The 16302-nt window shown below is 42.9% G+C and carries 13 protein-coding genes; 4 read left to right on the top strand and 9 right to left on the bottom strand.

The annotated features are described in order from the left end of the window. Positions 1 to 140: 140 nt before the first annotated feature. Together M2135_RS02475 and M2135_RS02470 are read right to left on the bottom strand one after the other, a co-directional pair. On the bottom strand, positions 141 to 1262 hold the full coding sequence (locus M2135_RS02475; protein WP_280747011.1) for a hypothetical protein: 1122 nt from the start codon (positions 1260 to 1262) through the stop codon (positions 141 to 143). Between the two features lie 146 nt (positions 1263 to 1408). Continuing rightward, positions 1409 to 2125, bottom strand: a complete 717-nt coding sequence (locus M2135_RS02470) for a hypothetical protein (RefSeq protein ID WP_280747010.1) — start codon at positions 2123 to 2125, stop codon at positions 1409 to 1411. A gap of 271 nt (positions 2126 to 2396) precedes the next feature. Here M2135_RS02470 and trmB point away from each other — a divergent pair, with 271 nt between their 5' ends. The 3 genes from trmB to M2135_RS02455 are packed head-to-tail and all read left to right on the top strand — an operon-like array spanning position 2397 to position 4787. Next, positions 2397 to 3155: a tRNA (guanosine(46)-N7)-methyltransferase TrmB gene (gene trmB, locus M2135_RS02465; protein WP_280747009.1), complete on the top strand. Its 759-nt coding sequence runs from the start codon at positions 2397 to 2399 to the stop codon at positions 3153 to 3155. 23 nt (positions 3156 to 3178) lie between these two features. Next, positions 3179 to 4285 (top strand): Mrp/NBP35 family ATP-binding protein, encoded by a 1107-nt coding sequence (locus M2135_RS02460; protein WP_280747008.1) that lies wholly within the window; start codon positions 3179 to 3181, stop codon positions 4283 to 4285. A 22-nt stretch (positions 4286 to 4307) separates the two neighbouring features. Continuing rightward, on the top strand, positions 4308 to 4787 hold the full coding sequence (locus M2135_RS02455) for a GtrA family protein (protein ID WP_280747007.1): 480 nt from the start codon (positions 4308 to 4310) through the stop codon (positions 4785 to 4787). Between the two features lie 204 nt (positions 4788 to 4991). Here M2135_RS02455 and hutH read toward each other — a convergent pair whose 3' ends face one another. From hutH to secDF, 6 genes are all read right to left on the bottom strand, one after another. Beyond that, on the bottom strand, positions 4992 to 6491 hold the full coding sequence (hutH, locus tag M2135_RS02450) for a histidine ammonia-lyase (RefSeq protein ID WP_280747006.1): 1500 nt from the start codon (positions 6489 to 6491) through the stop codon (positions 4992 to 4994). A gap of 73 nt (positions 6492 to 6564) precedes the next feature. Beyond that, entirely contained in the window at positions 6565 to 7188 is a 624-nt protein-coding gene (locus M2135_RS02445; protein ID WP_280747005.1) for a cyclodeaminase/cyclohydrolase family protein, read from the bottom strand. Positions 7189 to 7225: 37 nt separating this feature from the next. Then, positions 7226 to 8500: an imidazolonepropionase gene (gene hutI, locus M2135_RS02440; protein ID WP_280747004.1), complete on the bottom strand. Its 1275-nt coding sequence runs from the start codon at positions 8498 to 8500 to the stop codon at positions 7226 to 7228. Positions 8501 to 8502: 2 nt separating this feature from the next. Next, positions 8503 to 9408: a glutamate formimidoyltransferase gene (gene ftcD, locus M2135_RS02435; RefSeq protein WP_280747003.1), complete on the bottom strand. Its 906-nt coding sequence runs from the start codon at positions 9406 to 9408 to the stop codon at positions 8503 to 8505. Beyond that, positions 9405 to 11405 (bottom strand): urocanate hydratase, encoded by a 2001-nt coding sequence (locus tag M2135_RS02430; protein ID WP_280747002.1) that lies wholly within the window; start codon positions 11403 to 11405, stop codon positions 9405 to 9407. The genes ftcD and M2135_RS02430 overlap by 4 nt, the downstream gene beginning before the upstream one ends. A gap of 192 nt (positions 11406 to 11597) precedes the next feature. After that, on the bottom strand, positions 11598 to 14615 hold the full coding sequence (secDF, locus tag M2135_RS02425; RefSeq protein ID WP_280747001.1) for a protein translocase subunit SecDF: 3018 nt from the start codon (positions 14613 to 14615) through the stop codon (positions 11598 to 11600). 182 nt (positions 14616 to 14797) lie between these two features. Between secDF and M2135_RS02420 the strand changes: the two genes are divergently transcribed. Then, entirely contained in the window at positions 14798 to 15811 is a 1014-nt protein-coding gene (locus M2135_RS02420) for a DUF4468 domain-containing protein (protein ID WP_280747000.1), read from the top strand. Positions 15812 to 16029: 218 nt separating this feature from the next. Here M2135_RS02420 and M2135_RS02415 read toward each other — a convergent pair. Beyond that, positions 16030 to 16302, bottom strand: a 273-nt coding sequence (locus M2135_RS02415; protein WP_280746999.1) for a hypothetical protein, incomplete at its 5' end; no start/stop codon positions are given.

Here is a 16302-nt window from a genome sequence, read left to right as displayed (position 1 = left end):
ATGCGAATCCTTTCCATACGTCTGTTCTACGCTCTAAAAAGATATATTCATTCGACATTTATGGAATAATCGTTTGACAATTGTGAAATGATCGTTTCATAATTATGGAATGATCATTCGACAATTGTCAAACGATTTTTTTATCGTACCAATATCTTTTTTGTATAATGACCAGATTTAGTTTGCAGCCGGACAATGAGAACTTCGCCTTTTACGGTATTTAAAGGGATAGTTGTTGTTTGTTGATTCAAGCGATATTGACCTACCAACCGTCCTGTCGGACGCATAATCAATAAGTGGCCACTCTGTTCCTGCATAAGGTCTACATAAAGGGATCCAGAGCCTTGGGTGTAATGAATGGTTGCGGTAGTCGCTGCAGTTACAGGAGGTTCGTTATGCGTAGTCAGTCCGTCGGAATAAAAATTCCGGGTACTGATAAAAGAGTAAAACATTCCTGGCCCCATAGCCTCATTTTCATGGATCATCCGTCCACGCTCATCATATTCATAAGCAATGAGATAAGAGAAATCCCAATCCTCATCACCTTCATAATCGTAATGTTCCTCCTTCAGGCGAAGCAAGCCCTCTTCATCCAGATGATAGATCATTTTTTCGAAAGGAATCCACTCTTCGCGATTAATCTCATTGGGTGAAAAAGTCGTCACCGCTGTCGGTTGCGCCTTTTCATTAAACGTTATGTTGAATTTCATCACATAGACCTCTTCATAAAAAGTGCTGTCAATAAATTCAGTCGGAATCCCCTTTTCATCGAATGATATTGCTTTCCACACATTTTCCAGTTTTAACCCTTCTCCGTCAAATACAAATGATCGAGCCTCCAACGGAATACCTTCTTCGGTATAGTTTTGCTGGTCTTCACTGATTTTCATCCAATTTCCATTCTTCAAGTAGTATGTCTCTATCCGGGAAGGATAACGACTACTGTTTTTGTACGTGTAGATCGACTTATATTGTCTGAACTGCTCCAACCCTGAATAGTCCACGAATAACAACTCTTCGGTGATTCGTTGGAACTCATCATATTTATAATAGGTTTTTTGTTCTAAGATCTCAGGGTTCTCCTCATCTGTTTTCGTAAAGGTATAAACAGAGTCCAACAAGATACTCTCCTGAGCCCTCAATAGAGGAGTAGCGCTTGTTCCGGATTGAAACCATTTTAAGGTTTTCGGTTTTTGTTTTTTTTCAGTTTGTGCAAAAGAGAGACAAGGAAGTAAGCAGAGTAATAATAAAAATCTTTTCATACGTTTGTTGTTTTCTGATTGATATGATCGAAAAAAATTCAACCATAGGACGAGAAAAGAATAAAAAACCCCTATCCGATACAGGTGTTTATTGAAAACGACCACTCTTCTCTATCAAGACAAACGTATAAAAAGATTCTTCTGTTTTATTTAAAATTGGATAAGAAAGAGATCCCAAAATCGGAATTATCTGATTTCAAACGGGTAGGCTGCTCCAGCGTTTCGAATTGTTTTTTGGTAATCACTTGCGCAAGATCATTCCCTACGATACGCCCTTGCCCTACTTGAATAAGGCTCGTATCTCCTCCTCTATCTTTCATAATGAAAGCATATTTTAGATTTTTTATCCCTGTAATGCTTCCTCCGTTTCTAACCACTTCTCCCGATAGAATAGTCAATGATATCGCGGTGTAACCATCTGAGAAGTGTCGCTCTTCCATGAAGATCGAGAACTTATCCCCTTCTCCGCAAATGAATGTGCCTTGCCCTCTGTGCTCTGAGTCAAGTTCATCCGTATCCCGTATCACTTCATATCCCAACAGATCGACGGATAACTCTGACTGATTGTAGAAGTTGAACTTATAATCCGTATTAAAACGTGAACCCAGATATTTCTTTTCAGCACTATTTGTTGTGGCCAAAAAGATCCCTTCCATTCTGTAATATCCTTCTATTTTGGGAGGGTTGATCCCACGATTTACAGTCATATCCAATTTGGCGATTGCTGATTCCATTTCAGCCGTTACATACGTATCGTACAAGGTCTGCTCTTGTTCTTCAAGTGATGGTGTATCATTATCACTACCACATGCTGTAATAAACAACACACTACACAACATCACAAATACTTTTTTCATATTCATAATTTACTGATTTAATTGTTTTTAATTATTGACTATGTGAGAAGAAGCGTAATTTCCCCAAACGACCATTCTTCTGTGGGCAATTATATACCGTTTCTAACAAGGTGCAAATATAGATCTATTGATGTATGTTTTATGTCATTCAGATGACATATTTATCTATTAATATCGTAAAAAAAGAGAGGATCATATCTTTGATCTCATCGCAATCACCCTCCACATATTTTCTCATTTTATCTATCTTTACGAGATTCTATCTATCTTTGCCCCCATGGGAAAGAACAAATTGGCAAAGTTCGATGATATGGCGGGTTACCCCCATGTATTCCAATTTCCTTTTGCCGTATTGAAAGAGAAGGGGTTTGATTTGAAAGGGAAATGGAATACACACTTTTTCAAAAATGAGAATCCGATCGTATTGGAACTGGGTTGCGGCAAAGGGGAATATACCGTTGGCTTAGGGCGGCTGTTTCCTGAAAAGAATTTTATTGGGGTTGATATTAAAGGCGCGCGGATGTGGAGTGGCGCAAAAGATTCGTTGGAGTCTGGGATGTGTAATGTCGCTTTTCTACGCACCTCTATTGAACTGATCGATCATTTTTTTGCATCGGGTGAAGTGGCTGAAATATGGTTGACGTTTCCGGATCCGCAAATGAAAAAAGTAAGTAAACGACTGACATCGACTTCGTTTATGAGACTTTATCGAAAAATATTGGCACCCAACGGATTGATCCATCTGAAAACCGATAGCGGGTTTATGTATACCTATACCTGCGAGATGATTCAAGCGAATCGTTATCCGGTATTATTCAGTACGGATGATCTGTATCACTCGGGGTCGACAGATGAGATTCTCGCTATTAAAACCTATTATGAGCAACAATGGCTCGACAGAGGACTAACGATCAAATATATCCGCTTCATTTGTGAAGAGAGGGATGAACTCATCGAACCTGATGTGGAGATTGAGTTCGATGTTTATCGGAGTTTTAATCGAAGTAAACGGAGCGCACTCGCTTCCGGAAAATAAATGATCAATTAATCGTATATGTTATGGCACTTTATCCTCAATTAATTATAGATGCACTGTCGAAAGTCCGGTATCCCGGAACAGGTAAAGACCTTGTTTCTGCGGGAATGGTAGAAGATGATATCCGGATTGATGGAAACAAAGTCAGTTTTTCGCTATTTTTTGACAAACCGAACGATCCGTTCATCAAATCTGTGGTGAAAGCGGCAGAAACGGCTATTTTAACATACGCCAGTCCGGATGCGGAGATCAAAGGAAATATACGGATAGTCACCCCACAGGCCTTGCCGGCGGAACCGGATAAATTACTTCCGGAGGTTAAGAATATCATTGCCGTTTCCTCCGGGAAAGGCGGAGTAGGAAAAAGTACGGTTGCGGCGAATCTGGCTGTTGCATTGGCACAATTGGGTTATAAAGTCGGACTGTTAGATGCGGATATTTTTGGCCCTTCGCAACCGAAAATGTTTCAGGTCGAAGATGCCCGTCCTTTTGTGCAGGAGGTCAATGGACGAGAACTGATTCAACCGGCTGAGAATTACGGTGTCAAACTATTGTCGATCGGTTTTTTTGTCAATAAAGAGGATGCTGTTTTGTGGCGGGGCGCCATGGCAAGCAATGCCTTGAAACAATTAATCAGTGACGGGAACTGGGGAGAATTGGATTATTTTCTGATCGACTTACCACCCGGTACAAGTGATATTCACCTGACCATGGTGCAGACATTGGCCATTACCGGAGCGATCGTAGTCACCACCCCTCAGGATGTAGCCTTGGCGGATGCCCGTAAAGGTATCAGTATGTTCCAAAGCGAAAAGATCAATGTACCGGTTCTCGGACTGGTAGAAAACATGGCTTGGTTTACCCCGGCAGAACTCCCGGAAAATAGATATTATCTCTTTGGAAAAGAGGGAGGTAAACAGTTGGCCGAAGAACTGAAGATTCCATTACTTGGACAAATTCCGATCGTACAAAGTATACGTGAAGGAGGAGACAACGGAGAACCGGTTGCATTGCATTCGGGAACAATGACTGGAGAGGCTTTCCGTCTATTGGCCGAACATATGGTCGCACAGTCGGAAGAGCGGAATAAACAGATGGCTCCGACTCAACGCGTAGAGGTGAAGAAATAATACAAACGATCAACGATAACCTGTGAAAAAAAGTATTGAAAAAATCATCAAATGGCTTTATTTTCCTCCGTTCAACAAGCTTTTTTCCTATAAAGTCTTTCAGTATCTGGTATGTGGAGGGGGCAATATGGTCTTCGACCTTGCGCTCTTTGCATTCTTGTATAATTTTGTGTTCGGCAAAGAAGATCTCGACCTCGGCTTTATTGTGGTATCGCCCTATATCGCTGCGTTTTTAATTGTTTTCCCGATTACCCTGTTAACTGGTTTCTGGCTGATGAATAATGTGGTCTTCCAGGGATCACCCATGACCAATAGGACTAAACTGTCACGTTATATGCTTGTTGTCGGCATGAATCTTTTGATCAATTATATCGGATTGAAAGTCTGTGTCGAATATCTCCATTTTTATCCGACCATTTCTAAATTTGTCATTACAGTATTCTGTACCTTAGTCAGTTATATCTCTCAAAGGCATTTTACTTTCAGGCATTATACGCGGTAAGAAAAAAAATGGGGCGTCCAAAAGTACGGCTTATCTTTGAATAGATTACATGTTATAAATAGTTACCCCGCAAGGGATAAGATATGCATAACCCCGGGTGAAACCCGGGGCAGATAATCACAACTATATTCAGTCCCCAAAGTGGGTTCAACCCTTGTCAGGATTGATGTGAGTGAATTAAAATACCTTCTGGACTTATCGCTTTCAATAGTCAAAATCTTTCCTTCGGATAAATGCGACCGTCCGGTGAATTTCCGTATACATCACTATATCGTCTTCGATAAACGAAACCTCTTTCCGGTACTCCTTAAGGAATTTTTCCAAGAATGGAGAGGTCTTAGCGGGGCGACGGAAATCTATACCCTGAGCAGCATTCATCAACTCAATAGCCAGGATATGATCCAGGTTATCCATAATCTTGAATAACTTGGTAGCCGCATTAGCCCCCATGCTCACATGATCTTCCTGACCGTTACTGGAGACGATCGAATCACTACTGGCCGGATAACAGTACATCTTATTCTGGCTCACCATACTGGCGGCTGTATACTGTGGTATCATAAATCCGGAATTTAATCCCGGATTAGCAACAAGAAATTCGGGTAAATCGCGTAATCCCATAATCAGTTGGGCTACTCGCCGCTCGGAGATATTTCCCAGCTCAGCTAAAGCAACAGCCAAAAAATCATAGGATATAGCTAATGGTTGTCCATGAAAATTGCCTCCTGAGATGATTTTATCTTCATCAGGGAAAATGGTCGGATTATCGGTTACAGAGTTGATCTCTGTCAACAACACACTGGAAACATAGCGAATCGCATCTTTTGTCGCACCATGTACCTGAGGAATGCAGCGAAACGAATAAGGATCCTGCACATGCGCCTTTTTGCGGTTAATCAGTTCACTGCCTTCTAACAGACGACGAAAAGCATCACCCGTCTCTATCTGCCCCTGATGTGGACGCATTTGCTGGATACAATCCATAAAAGGATCCATCAATCCGTCAAAGGCTTCAAGTGACAAAGCGGCGATTAAATCGGCTTTTTTGGAGATCTTAAACGCACGCATAAGGGCAAAGACTCCGTTGGCACTCATAAACTGCGTACCATTGAGAAGCGCTAATCCTTCTTTGCTTTTGAGTTTAACTGGCTTCCATGCAAATTCGTCTAAAACACCGATTGCATCGCGTTTTTTACCTTTGTAATACACATCACCCACCCCTATAAGCGGTAAAAAGAGATTGGCTAAAGGAGCCAGATCACCGGATGCACCCAACGAACCACGATCATAAACAATAGGGAGTATATCATTATTGAAAAAATCCAGAATACGCTGCACGGTAATGACCTGCACCCCACTATGCCCTAATGATAACGCTTGGGCTTTTAACAACATCATCAGACGGACAATCACCGGACTGACTTCATCTCCCACACTGCAGGCATGACTTTTAACCAGGTTTTCCTGGAGCGTACTTAATTCATCCGGAGATATATTTTTATTACATAGCGAACCAAATCCGGTCGTTATCCCATACAAAGGACCGTCTTGTTGTTCGATTTTATGATCCAGATAATCCCTGCATCGTTGAATGCGCTCCTTTACCTCCGCATTCAACTCTAATTTCATATTCCCGCTGAGAATACGTTCGATACCCTCGAAGGTAAGTGGGGCGGCTCCCACATAATATACGTTTTGTCCCATATTCTTTAAATCTGTCGATCTGAATTATTCAGAACTTATTTTATCATTGACTTGCCTGTGTTTACTTAAAGCATTAAAGGATTGTCTTTACCCATATTAATAATTTTGTTTCAATACGTATGGCCTCTGCTTCAAGATGATCGGATTTCTCTTTCATTCGGCTGACAAAGGTCTCATCTTTGATCGAAGAGAGATTGATTCGGACATTCAGTAACGCTCCAAGCACACATGTTCTGGCTGTCATCATAGCAACACAGGCATCTGTTACAGCATTCTGATTTCCCTTTTTAGCCACATAGATAATTGTTTCCATCACAGATCCGATCTCTTCGGCTACCCTCATAGGAACGTTGGCTGCTTCTTTGGTGGCCTCTTGTATTGCGTGATTACGTATTGCGATTTGCTCTTCTGTCTCTTTAGGTAGCTTATATGCGTCCATCACCAGAGCATAGGCCTTACTGTCTGTATCGATATACTCGATCAGACGCTCACGGATCGTTGCGGCTTCGACGGCAATCGTGCGCATCTGCCCGTCATAATCTGCATACTTTTTCTTCCCGATCGTCAGATGAGCGACCATTTCCGTTAATGCTGTGGCTATGGCTCCACATAACGCGGCAGTACTCCCCCCTCCCGGTACAGGCGTATTTGCAGCTGTTTCGGCCAGAAATTGTTTAATTGATAAGTCTGCTAACATAATTGTTCATATTTAGTTTATACTTTCTGTCTGTATATCATTTAAAATACGGTCTGTCCGACAAGCGGGGCACCTGAAATGGTTTGCCACTCTTTATCACTGTTTCTACGATATTCATCCCAATATGATAGGGAAGAAACTTATAGGAAGGATAGTGTAATAGAATCATATCTGCTTGTTTGCCGACGTCAATACTTCCGATTCTATCCGCCTGTCCGACGGCAGCTGCACCATTTATCGTCAGAGCTGTAATGGCCTCTTCGGGCGTCAACCGCATCTGGATACAAGCTAATGCGATCAACATAGGGATCGAAGCAGAGAAACAGCTACCCGGATTCAGATCAGAGGCCAAAGCAACAGCGCAACCTCCATCAATCATTTCACGTCCGCGGGCATAAGGTTCATTTAAAGAAAAAGCCGTCAACGGCAAAAGTGTGGCGACAACCTGTTGTTCTGCCAATTGGCGGATCCCTTCATCCGAGATATGCAACAGATGATCAGCACTCATGGCATGCATACGGGCAGCCAACTCGGCTCCTCCTAAAGGGACGATTTCATCGGCATGCAGTTTTAAATCAAACCCCTGTTTTCTGGCTGCCAATAACAACCGTTCACTCTGTTCGATGGAAAAAACACCCTTTTCACAAAACACATCACAAAAACGAACATTATAATCCGGATGGATAGCAGGTAATCCCTCGTCAATCAAAAAATCGATATATGCGTCGGTTTGGCCGGAATACTCAGGAGGTACTGCATGAGCTCCCAGATAAGTCGAAACAATATCTATAGGATGCTCTTTATTTAATTCGTTCATGACTTGCAGTTGCCGGATTTCCGTCTCCAGATCAAGTCCATATCCGCTTTTCCCTTCCACTGTAGTGACTCCCATTGCCAGCAACTCGTCCAACCGTTCCTTTGCCCGCTCTTTCAACTCGCCAAAACTGCTTTCACGAGTCGCTTTCATCGTATTGACGATGCCGCCACCACGTTCCATGATTGACATGTAACTATCTCCCCGTAAGCGCCAGGAGAATTCATCTTCACGGTAACCTCCAAACACAAAATGCGTATGGCTGTCCACAAATCCCGGTAAAACGGCTTTCCCCTGCGCATTAATCTCCGGATAATATCCATCCAAACAAGCCAATACATCCGGTGTTGTTCCGACATGGGTGATTACGCCGTTCTCAACAGCAACGGCACCGTCTTCAAGAATACACAACTCGTTCATGTCCCGGCCTTGTTTTGCTTTAAAACCGGAGCAGGTAACCAGTTGGGAGATGTTGCGTATCAATAAGCGGTTCGACATATTTATTCCATTATACGTGATTCGAGGACCTGATTCATACTGAAATTTTCCAACCCCAGATAATAAGAAGCCGTATCCACAAGTGCCTCCATCGGTACAAGTCCGATCACTTCGCTGCCGACCACCGGCACTCCATAACGTTGCGCTTCTATGCGTACCAATTCGAACGCTCTATAAATGGCTGTTCGTGTATAATCAGTCAGGTTCATAGAGACCTGTACAATTCCTCTTTCCTTCAAATCGACTCCCATAGCTTTACAGAAACGAAGGCCTCCGCCAATGAAACGAACCTTTTTAGCAATCTCGTTGGCAATCTCTAAATTAGCTGTTCCCAGATTAACATTATAGGCCACCAAAGGCATACGGGCACCGATTGCAACACCTCCGGCTGTACTGTGTCGTTCGGCCGGGCCAAAATCAGGCTGCCATTCCGGCTGTTTAATCTTTGTCGCCAATCCTTCAAACTCCCCTTTACGGACAGTCGCCAGATTCTCCCTGTGAGGGGCTGAAGCCGACTTTTCATAGAGGAATACCGGCAGATTATACCGTGAAGCGACTTCTTCTCCCACTTCTCTTGAAAGCGTAATGGCTTCTTCCATGGTACATCCACGAATAGGGATAAACGGAATGACATCGGCAGCACCCAAACGCGGATGTTGCCCGGAGTGTTTGGTCAGATCGATTAATTTCACTGCGATTCCAATTGCTTCGACAACCGCTTTTTTTAACGCTTCCGGTTCACCAACAACGGTCGCAACCATCCGATTGTGGTCGATATCGTTACTATAGTCAAGTAGTTTTACTCCCACTTTGCCCCGAAACGGACTAATAATCTGATCGATCTTATCGAGATCGCGTCCTTCACTGAAGTTAGGAACGCATTCCATGATTTTATTCCAATTGCTCATATCTGTTTTTTTAATGATTGTGTGACTATTTTCCGGATCAGTGTTTCATCAGCGACATGAGGTAAGGTAATGTGATAACCGGAGGCCTGTTTTTCATTGAATAGCGCAGTAGTCGACATCGCATTCGGATTGCGTGCCCATGAACGACGCGCAACGCCTCCCATCACATCCCACAACATCGCCGAACGAAGTATCTCATCCACACGTTTGCTGCCGTCGAGCACCATGCCAAAACCTCCGTTGACAGATTTCCCAATTCCAACCCCTCCCCCATTATGTAGGGCGACAAGGCTCATCCCTCGTGCCGCATTTCCGGCAAAACATTGCACGGCCATATCGGCCATCACATTACTACCGTCGTAAATATTTGCCGTCTCCCTGAATGGAGAATCCGTTCCGCTCACATCATGATGATCACGTCCCAGCATAATCGGACCTACTTCGCCTTCACGCACCATTTGATTGAAGCGTAAAGCGATCTTCAGGCGACCTTCCGCATCCTGATAAAGGATACGTGCCTGTGTGCCGACCACCAGTTGATTTTTCTCCGCATCACGGATCCAGTTATAATTATCTCTATCCTGACCACGTCTGTTCGGATCAATACATTCCATTGCCGCACGGTCTGTCCGGATCAAGTCTTCATGTTTACCGCTCAGACAAACCCAACGGAAGGGACCATACCCATAGTCGAAAAGTTCAGGACCCATGATATCCTCCACATAAGAAGGCCAGATGAAACCGTCTTTTTCATCGATTCCATTTCGAGAGATTTCCTGTACGCCGGCATCAAATATCGCTTTCATAAACGAATTACCGTAATCAAAGAAATAACTACCTGCCGCAACCAATCTTTTGATGACTTCGAAGTGACGAACGAGTGATCGATTGACCAACGATTCAAAAACACTCCGATCATGAGTCAACAGATCGGTTCGCTCCTCAAAAGAGAGACCTGCCGGGCAATAGCCACCCTCATATACGGCGTGACAGGAGGTCTGATCACTTAATAAATCAATATGTACATGTGTATTTGCGGCATACTCCAACAAATCGACCACATTCCCATGATAAGCAATAGAGATCGGCTTTTTCGCTTTAACCGCAGCAGCCGCCAGACTGAATGCTTCTTCCATATGATCCGTTACGTATTCTACCCAGCCCTGTTTCTGACGGGTCTGGATACGAGACGCATCCACTTCGGCAATAATACAAGCTGCTCCTGCTATTACTGCAGCTTTGGGTTGCGCTCCACTCATTCCTCCCAGACCGGAAGAGACAAACAGAAAACCGTGCAGATCCTGATCCGGAGCAATATGTAATTTTTTCCGTCCACCATTTAATAAGGTATTGAAAGTGCCATGTACAATCCCTTGCGGACCGATATACATCCATCCTCCGGCAGTCATTTGTCCGTAATTGGCCACGCCCATCTGTGCTGCGATTTCCCAATCTTTCTGGTTGTCGAACATACCAATCATCATTGAATTGGTAATAATGACGCGTGGCGCATCCGGTTTCGATTCAAAAAGACCCAACGGATGTCCCGACTCGACAACAAGCGTCTGATGATCGGTCATCTCTTCCAGATAGTATTTAATCAACCGGTATTGCATCCAATTCTGGCAAACCTGTCCGGTTTCTCCATAGGTGACCAGTTCATAAGGATATAAAGCGACATCGAAACTCAAATTATTATCGATCATGACCTGAAAGGCTTTCCCTTCTATACAATTCCCTTTATACTGATCGATCGGTTTCGCTTTCAAATCACCCGCCGGACGAAAACGATACCCGTAAATCCGGCCATAAGTCAACAACTCCTCCATAAATTCAGGAGCCAGTATTGCGTGATAACGATTGGGAATATAACGTAATGCGTTTTTTAAAGCAGTTTCAGTCTGAGCCGGAGTAAGGGTATATCCCCGGTCAGGAGCACGGCGAATTCCTTGTTCAAAAACAGGATATTCGGGTATATGATCGATCATCTCTTCCATGATACTGTAATTTTATGGCGTTTACATTCTGTTATCTTTATTTCTTGTAATGGCGACGAAAGATAGGTTTTTTCTTTATTCAAACAAAGAAATGAGGTATGTTTATCGACAGAATGACAGACAAGTGAAGGTCTTGGAAATGAAAAAGCCGGAAATCAAATTCCCGGCTTTTCTATAATAAGGCTTTAATAATTATGCTTTTCCTTTTTCCGCATTCTTATTGATTTTCTTTTTCTGAAGCTCATAAGCAATCGGAGTAGCAACGAACAATGTACTGTACGTTCCGATCAGAATACCAAGCAGAATAGCAAAGGTGAAACTACGGATGGTACTACCGCCCAGAATAAAGATACATAACACCACCAACATCGTTGTCAATGTGGTATTAAATGTACGCGCTAACGTGGAGTTCAACGCATCATTGATCACCTGATAACGGTCACGTTTCGGATACAATCCGATTGTTTCACGGATACGGTCGAATACAACCACCGTGTCATTGATCGAGTACCCGATTACCGTCAGGATCGCTGCAATAAATGTCTGGTCGATCTCCATAGAGAATGGAAGTATTTTCCATAACATACTGTAGAATCCGATAATACAAAGTGTCGTTACCAATACAGAAACAAAAGTACCGACCGAGAATGAGATATCCCGGAATCGGAGTAAGATATAGGCAGCCATACAGAACATGGCAAAAATAACGGCCAATATAGCGCTATTCTTAATGTCATCCGCCATACTCGGCCCTACCTTCTGTGAACTTTGAATATAGTCGGATACAAACTGATCTTGAGTGACTCCCTGAGACAGTAAAGACTGTACTCCGGTATATAATTTGGATTCAATTTCCCGGTCAACAGACGGATCGTTATCAGCAATACGATAGTTGGTTGAAACGCGCACCTGATTCGGCGAACCGATCGTGATTACACTTACAGCACCATCCAGTTGCTCATCCAACAGATTACGCACATCTTCCGTATTTACATCCTGATCGAAACGAATAATATAGTTACGTCCCCCTGTGAAGTCGATACCATTATTCAATCCAATTGTCACCATGGAGAGTCCTCCTAAGACAATCAAGGCAACAGGAATAAGGTATCCCACCTTACGCATACCCAAGAAATTAATTTTTGGATTGGTCAGGAAGTCTTTAGATATAGAAGTAACAAATGTGACATTTTTCAATTTATCTTTAGCCAAAAAAGCTTCATAGACAATACGGGTTAAGAATACCGCAGTAAGGAATGAAGCAATCAAACCGATAATCATCGTCGTAGCAAAACCACGGATAGGTCCTGTTCCGAAGTAGAACAATACGACACCTGTAATAATCGAAGTTAAGTTGGCATCGAAAATCGCAGAGAATGCATTTCCGTAACCATCGGCAATCGCTTTGCCCAATCCTTTTCCGGCACGCAACTCTTCTTTGATACGTTCATAGACCAATACGTTCGCATCCACAGCCATACCGAGAGTCAAGACCATCCCGGCAATACCCGGCAAAGTCAGAACAGCCTGGAAAGAGGCCAGAATACCCATCGTAAAGAAGATATTCAACACAAGCGCTCCGTCGGCAATCAGACCCGGTACTAGCCCGTAGAAGACACACATATAAACCATTAATATGACTAATGCAATCGCAAATGAAATCACACCGGCATTAATCGCTTCCTGTCCCAATGAAGGACCAACCACATCTTCCTGAACGATATTGATCGATGCCGCCATTTTACCCGATTTCAATACGTTGGCTAAGTCCTTCGCCTCTTCGGGAGTGAAATGACCGGTAATCTGCGAACGACCACCTGTAATTTCATCATTAACATTCGGTGCAGAATATACCATTTCATCGAGAACAATCGCAATTTGCTTACCGATATTCTCTTTCGTCAAACGCGCCCATGATTTTGCACCTTCGGCATTCATCGTCATACTTACAATCTGTTCTGTACGACCACCTTGTTGCATAAAGTCGGCTACCGCATCAGTAACTACATCACCGCCAAGAGCAGGAGTACCGTCGCGATTCGTCACTTTAAGTGCATATAATTCATAATATTGTTCACGTTCGTCAATCGCCTTAACACCCCAACGAAGTAATAGGTTACGAGGCAGAATATCTTTGACCTGTTTCATTTCAAAGATCTCATTGATCTTATCCATATCACGGGAGTTAGCCACACCGATTGCCGAACTGTTCGATAACTGTCCGTTGTACGAATTTATCTGTAAACGAGCCGTTAGAGGATATTGACGCAACATCTCTTCAAGACTCATATTGGTTTGATCAAGTGCATCAGCACCCTCTTCGCCACCTTCAATTTGCGCCAACAAAGAATCAGCTTCATTTCCTTCTGCAGCCGGCGCTTGATCAGCGTTCTGATCTGCAGGAGCAGTGGTTTGAGTTTGCGTTTCCGACTGGTTGTTATTCGTGCTTTCCATTGAAGCCAATAACTTATCGATCTCTATCAGGTATTGGTAAATTTCCGGTAAACGGTATGTTTCCCAGAATTCCAGATTGGCACTACCCTGAAGAAGGCGACGTACACGTTCCGGTTCTTTCACACCCGGTAATTCAACCAAGATACGACCAGCCGTTTCCAAACGTTGGATATTCGGAGAAACGACCCCAAAACGGTCGATACGCGTGCGTAATACATTAAATGAGTTATCGATCGCACTGGTTAATTCGCTCTTAAGGATAGCGATCACTTGTGCATCACTGCTTTGTGGAGTGATTTTATCTTTTAGTTCGAAGGTACTGAAAATAGCAGACAAACGTGCTCCAGCATCCAGTTTTTTATACTCTTCAGCGAACAAGTCGATGAAGTCTCTGTTACTGCTAGCCTGACGTTCATAAGCTAATTCTAACGCCTTATTGAAATTCGGATCCTGGTTGTTATTAGAAAGTGAACGAACCACATCCGGCACATTCAATTCCAATACGACATTCATCCCACCTTTTAGGTCAAGCCCTAAACTGATCTCCATTTCCTGACATTGTTTCAGGGTATACCCCAGCCATACCTTCTGAGTAGATAGTGAGTCAAGGAAATAACTCGCTTTCTCAGTATCTCCACCTGCATACTCAGCGGCTTTATTGCTGTAGTGTCTGGTTACAAAAGAGAACGACAGATAAAACAAACAAACAAGCGTAAGCAACACCGCGAAGACCTTTACAAATCCTTTGTTTTGCATTTGAATCTTAGGTTTTATATTACATTATTATATATTCCTTATTTTTCACAGGGTGCAAATATAGACTTTTTTTCTTTGATAAAGAGTAATTAATATAATAATTTGTGAGAGACTCGCTTTATTTCAGGTACAATACATATCTTTGTTTCTTATCAGCATCCAATCAAAAAAGAGAAAAAACGATGAAAAAACTAATTTTACTACTCCTTTTGGCTCCCATCTCCCTGTTTGCACAAAATAACGAGCGTTATCTGGCTGGCGCAGTACCTCTTGAAAACGGGAAAGTGGTTTTTTCAAAAAAGATAACGACCGCTCATCTGAGCAAAGAAGAAATTTTTGATCGGATGCTGGCTTGGGCGCAGGAACAGTTCAACGAAGAGCCCAAACGGGTCGTATATACCGATCGCTCGCAGGGAAACATCGCTGCGGTGGGAGAAGATTACCTCGTTTTTTCCAAAACAGCATTGTCCGTAGACCAAACGTCCATGTCGTATCGCCTGACCATTGAGTGTGATGCAAACAGCAGTCTGATTAAAATAGCAGGTATCCGTTATGAATACAAGGTCTCTTATCAACGGGATCCCGAAAAATATCTGGCGGAAGAATGGATCGTAGACAAAGCGGCTCTCAATAAGAACAAGCTCACTCGGATAAGCGGTAAATTCAGAAAAACGACCATTGATTTTGTCGATGAGTTATTTAAAAGTGCGGAACTGGCTTTAGCCGTAATGCCGACCTCTTCTCCTGTATTAACGGCTACTCCTGTACCGGAAAATGCAACTCCTTCGCCAACGGTATCAGAAACGCCGGTTCAGCCGAAACCGGTCATCGCCCAACAGCCTTCGTCGCGAGAGGGATACATGGCTATGGCTATTGACAAAATACCTCAGACATTGATACAACTACTACCTTCGAGCCGGTTGGAAGTGAGTGATCAGGCCAACCAGCTATTGAAATCGAATGCTTTATGGAAAGGATTCGGTCTTTTATACGGAACAGAGATCGCCGCTTTTCAGGTCGGAGAGACAAGCAATGTGTATCAATCTGCCGACAATTCGGCATACACCCTCTCCTTTTTCAACCCAGCAAACGCTTCGTCGCCATGGATGATCATTGAATGCAAAAAACAAGGTGAAATCAATGAAAAACAACAAAAAATAATCCTTGGAGAAGTGACCGGAGTCTGGATTCAATAAAAGAAGATATGTGCTGTAGGTTCATCAATTGCTTTTTGAATGTATTGTGATCATAAACAGCCATTGTGCAAAAGGTCGATTCATTCGACAATTGTCAAACGATCATTACACAATTGTCGAACGATCGTTTGATAATTATAGAACAATCGTTTGATAACTATCAAACGATTTTATCTGGGTGAAAAATGACTTATCCTAAAATTGGTTGTCACATTTCGTCACTGTTTACTATAAAAGTTGACACAACCAAAACTCATCCCTAACAAGGTTGTCATTTTGAGAATTGACAAACTAAAAAGGTTTACATCCTCGCTCAACAATGGACAATCCGAAGCCGCCTTTGTTTTTGGGTAAACACTGGTAGGGCTCGATGCCCTTCCAGTGTTTTGGCAACAATGGCATAAACCTTTGCCACCTTGTTTTTGGGTTTCACAAATATAGTTCATTTTCCTTTCTTTGTTTCTCTTTCTTCCAGAGGTTTTTACCAGGTC

The organism is Parabacteroides sp. PF5-9 (assembly GCF_029893105.1).
In the GTDB taxonomy this organism is placed as follows: domain Bacteria; phylum Bacteroidota; class Bacteroidia; order Bacteroidales; family Tannerellaceae; genus JARXWG01.
Note: the sequence above shows the minus strand (reverse complement) of the source record. Positions and strands in the feature narration are given on the sequence as shown.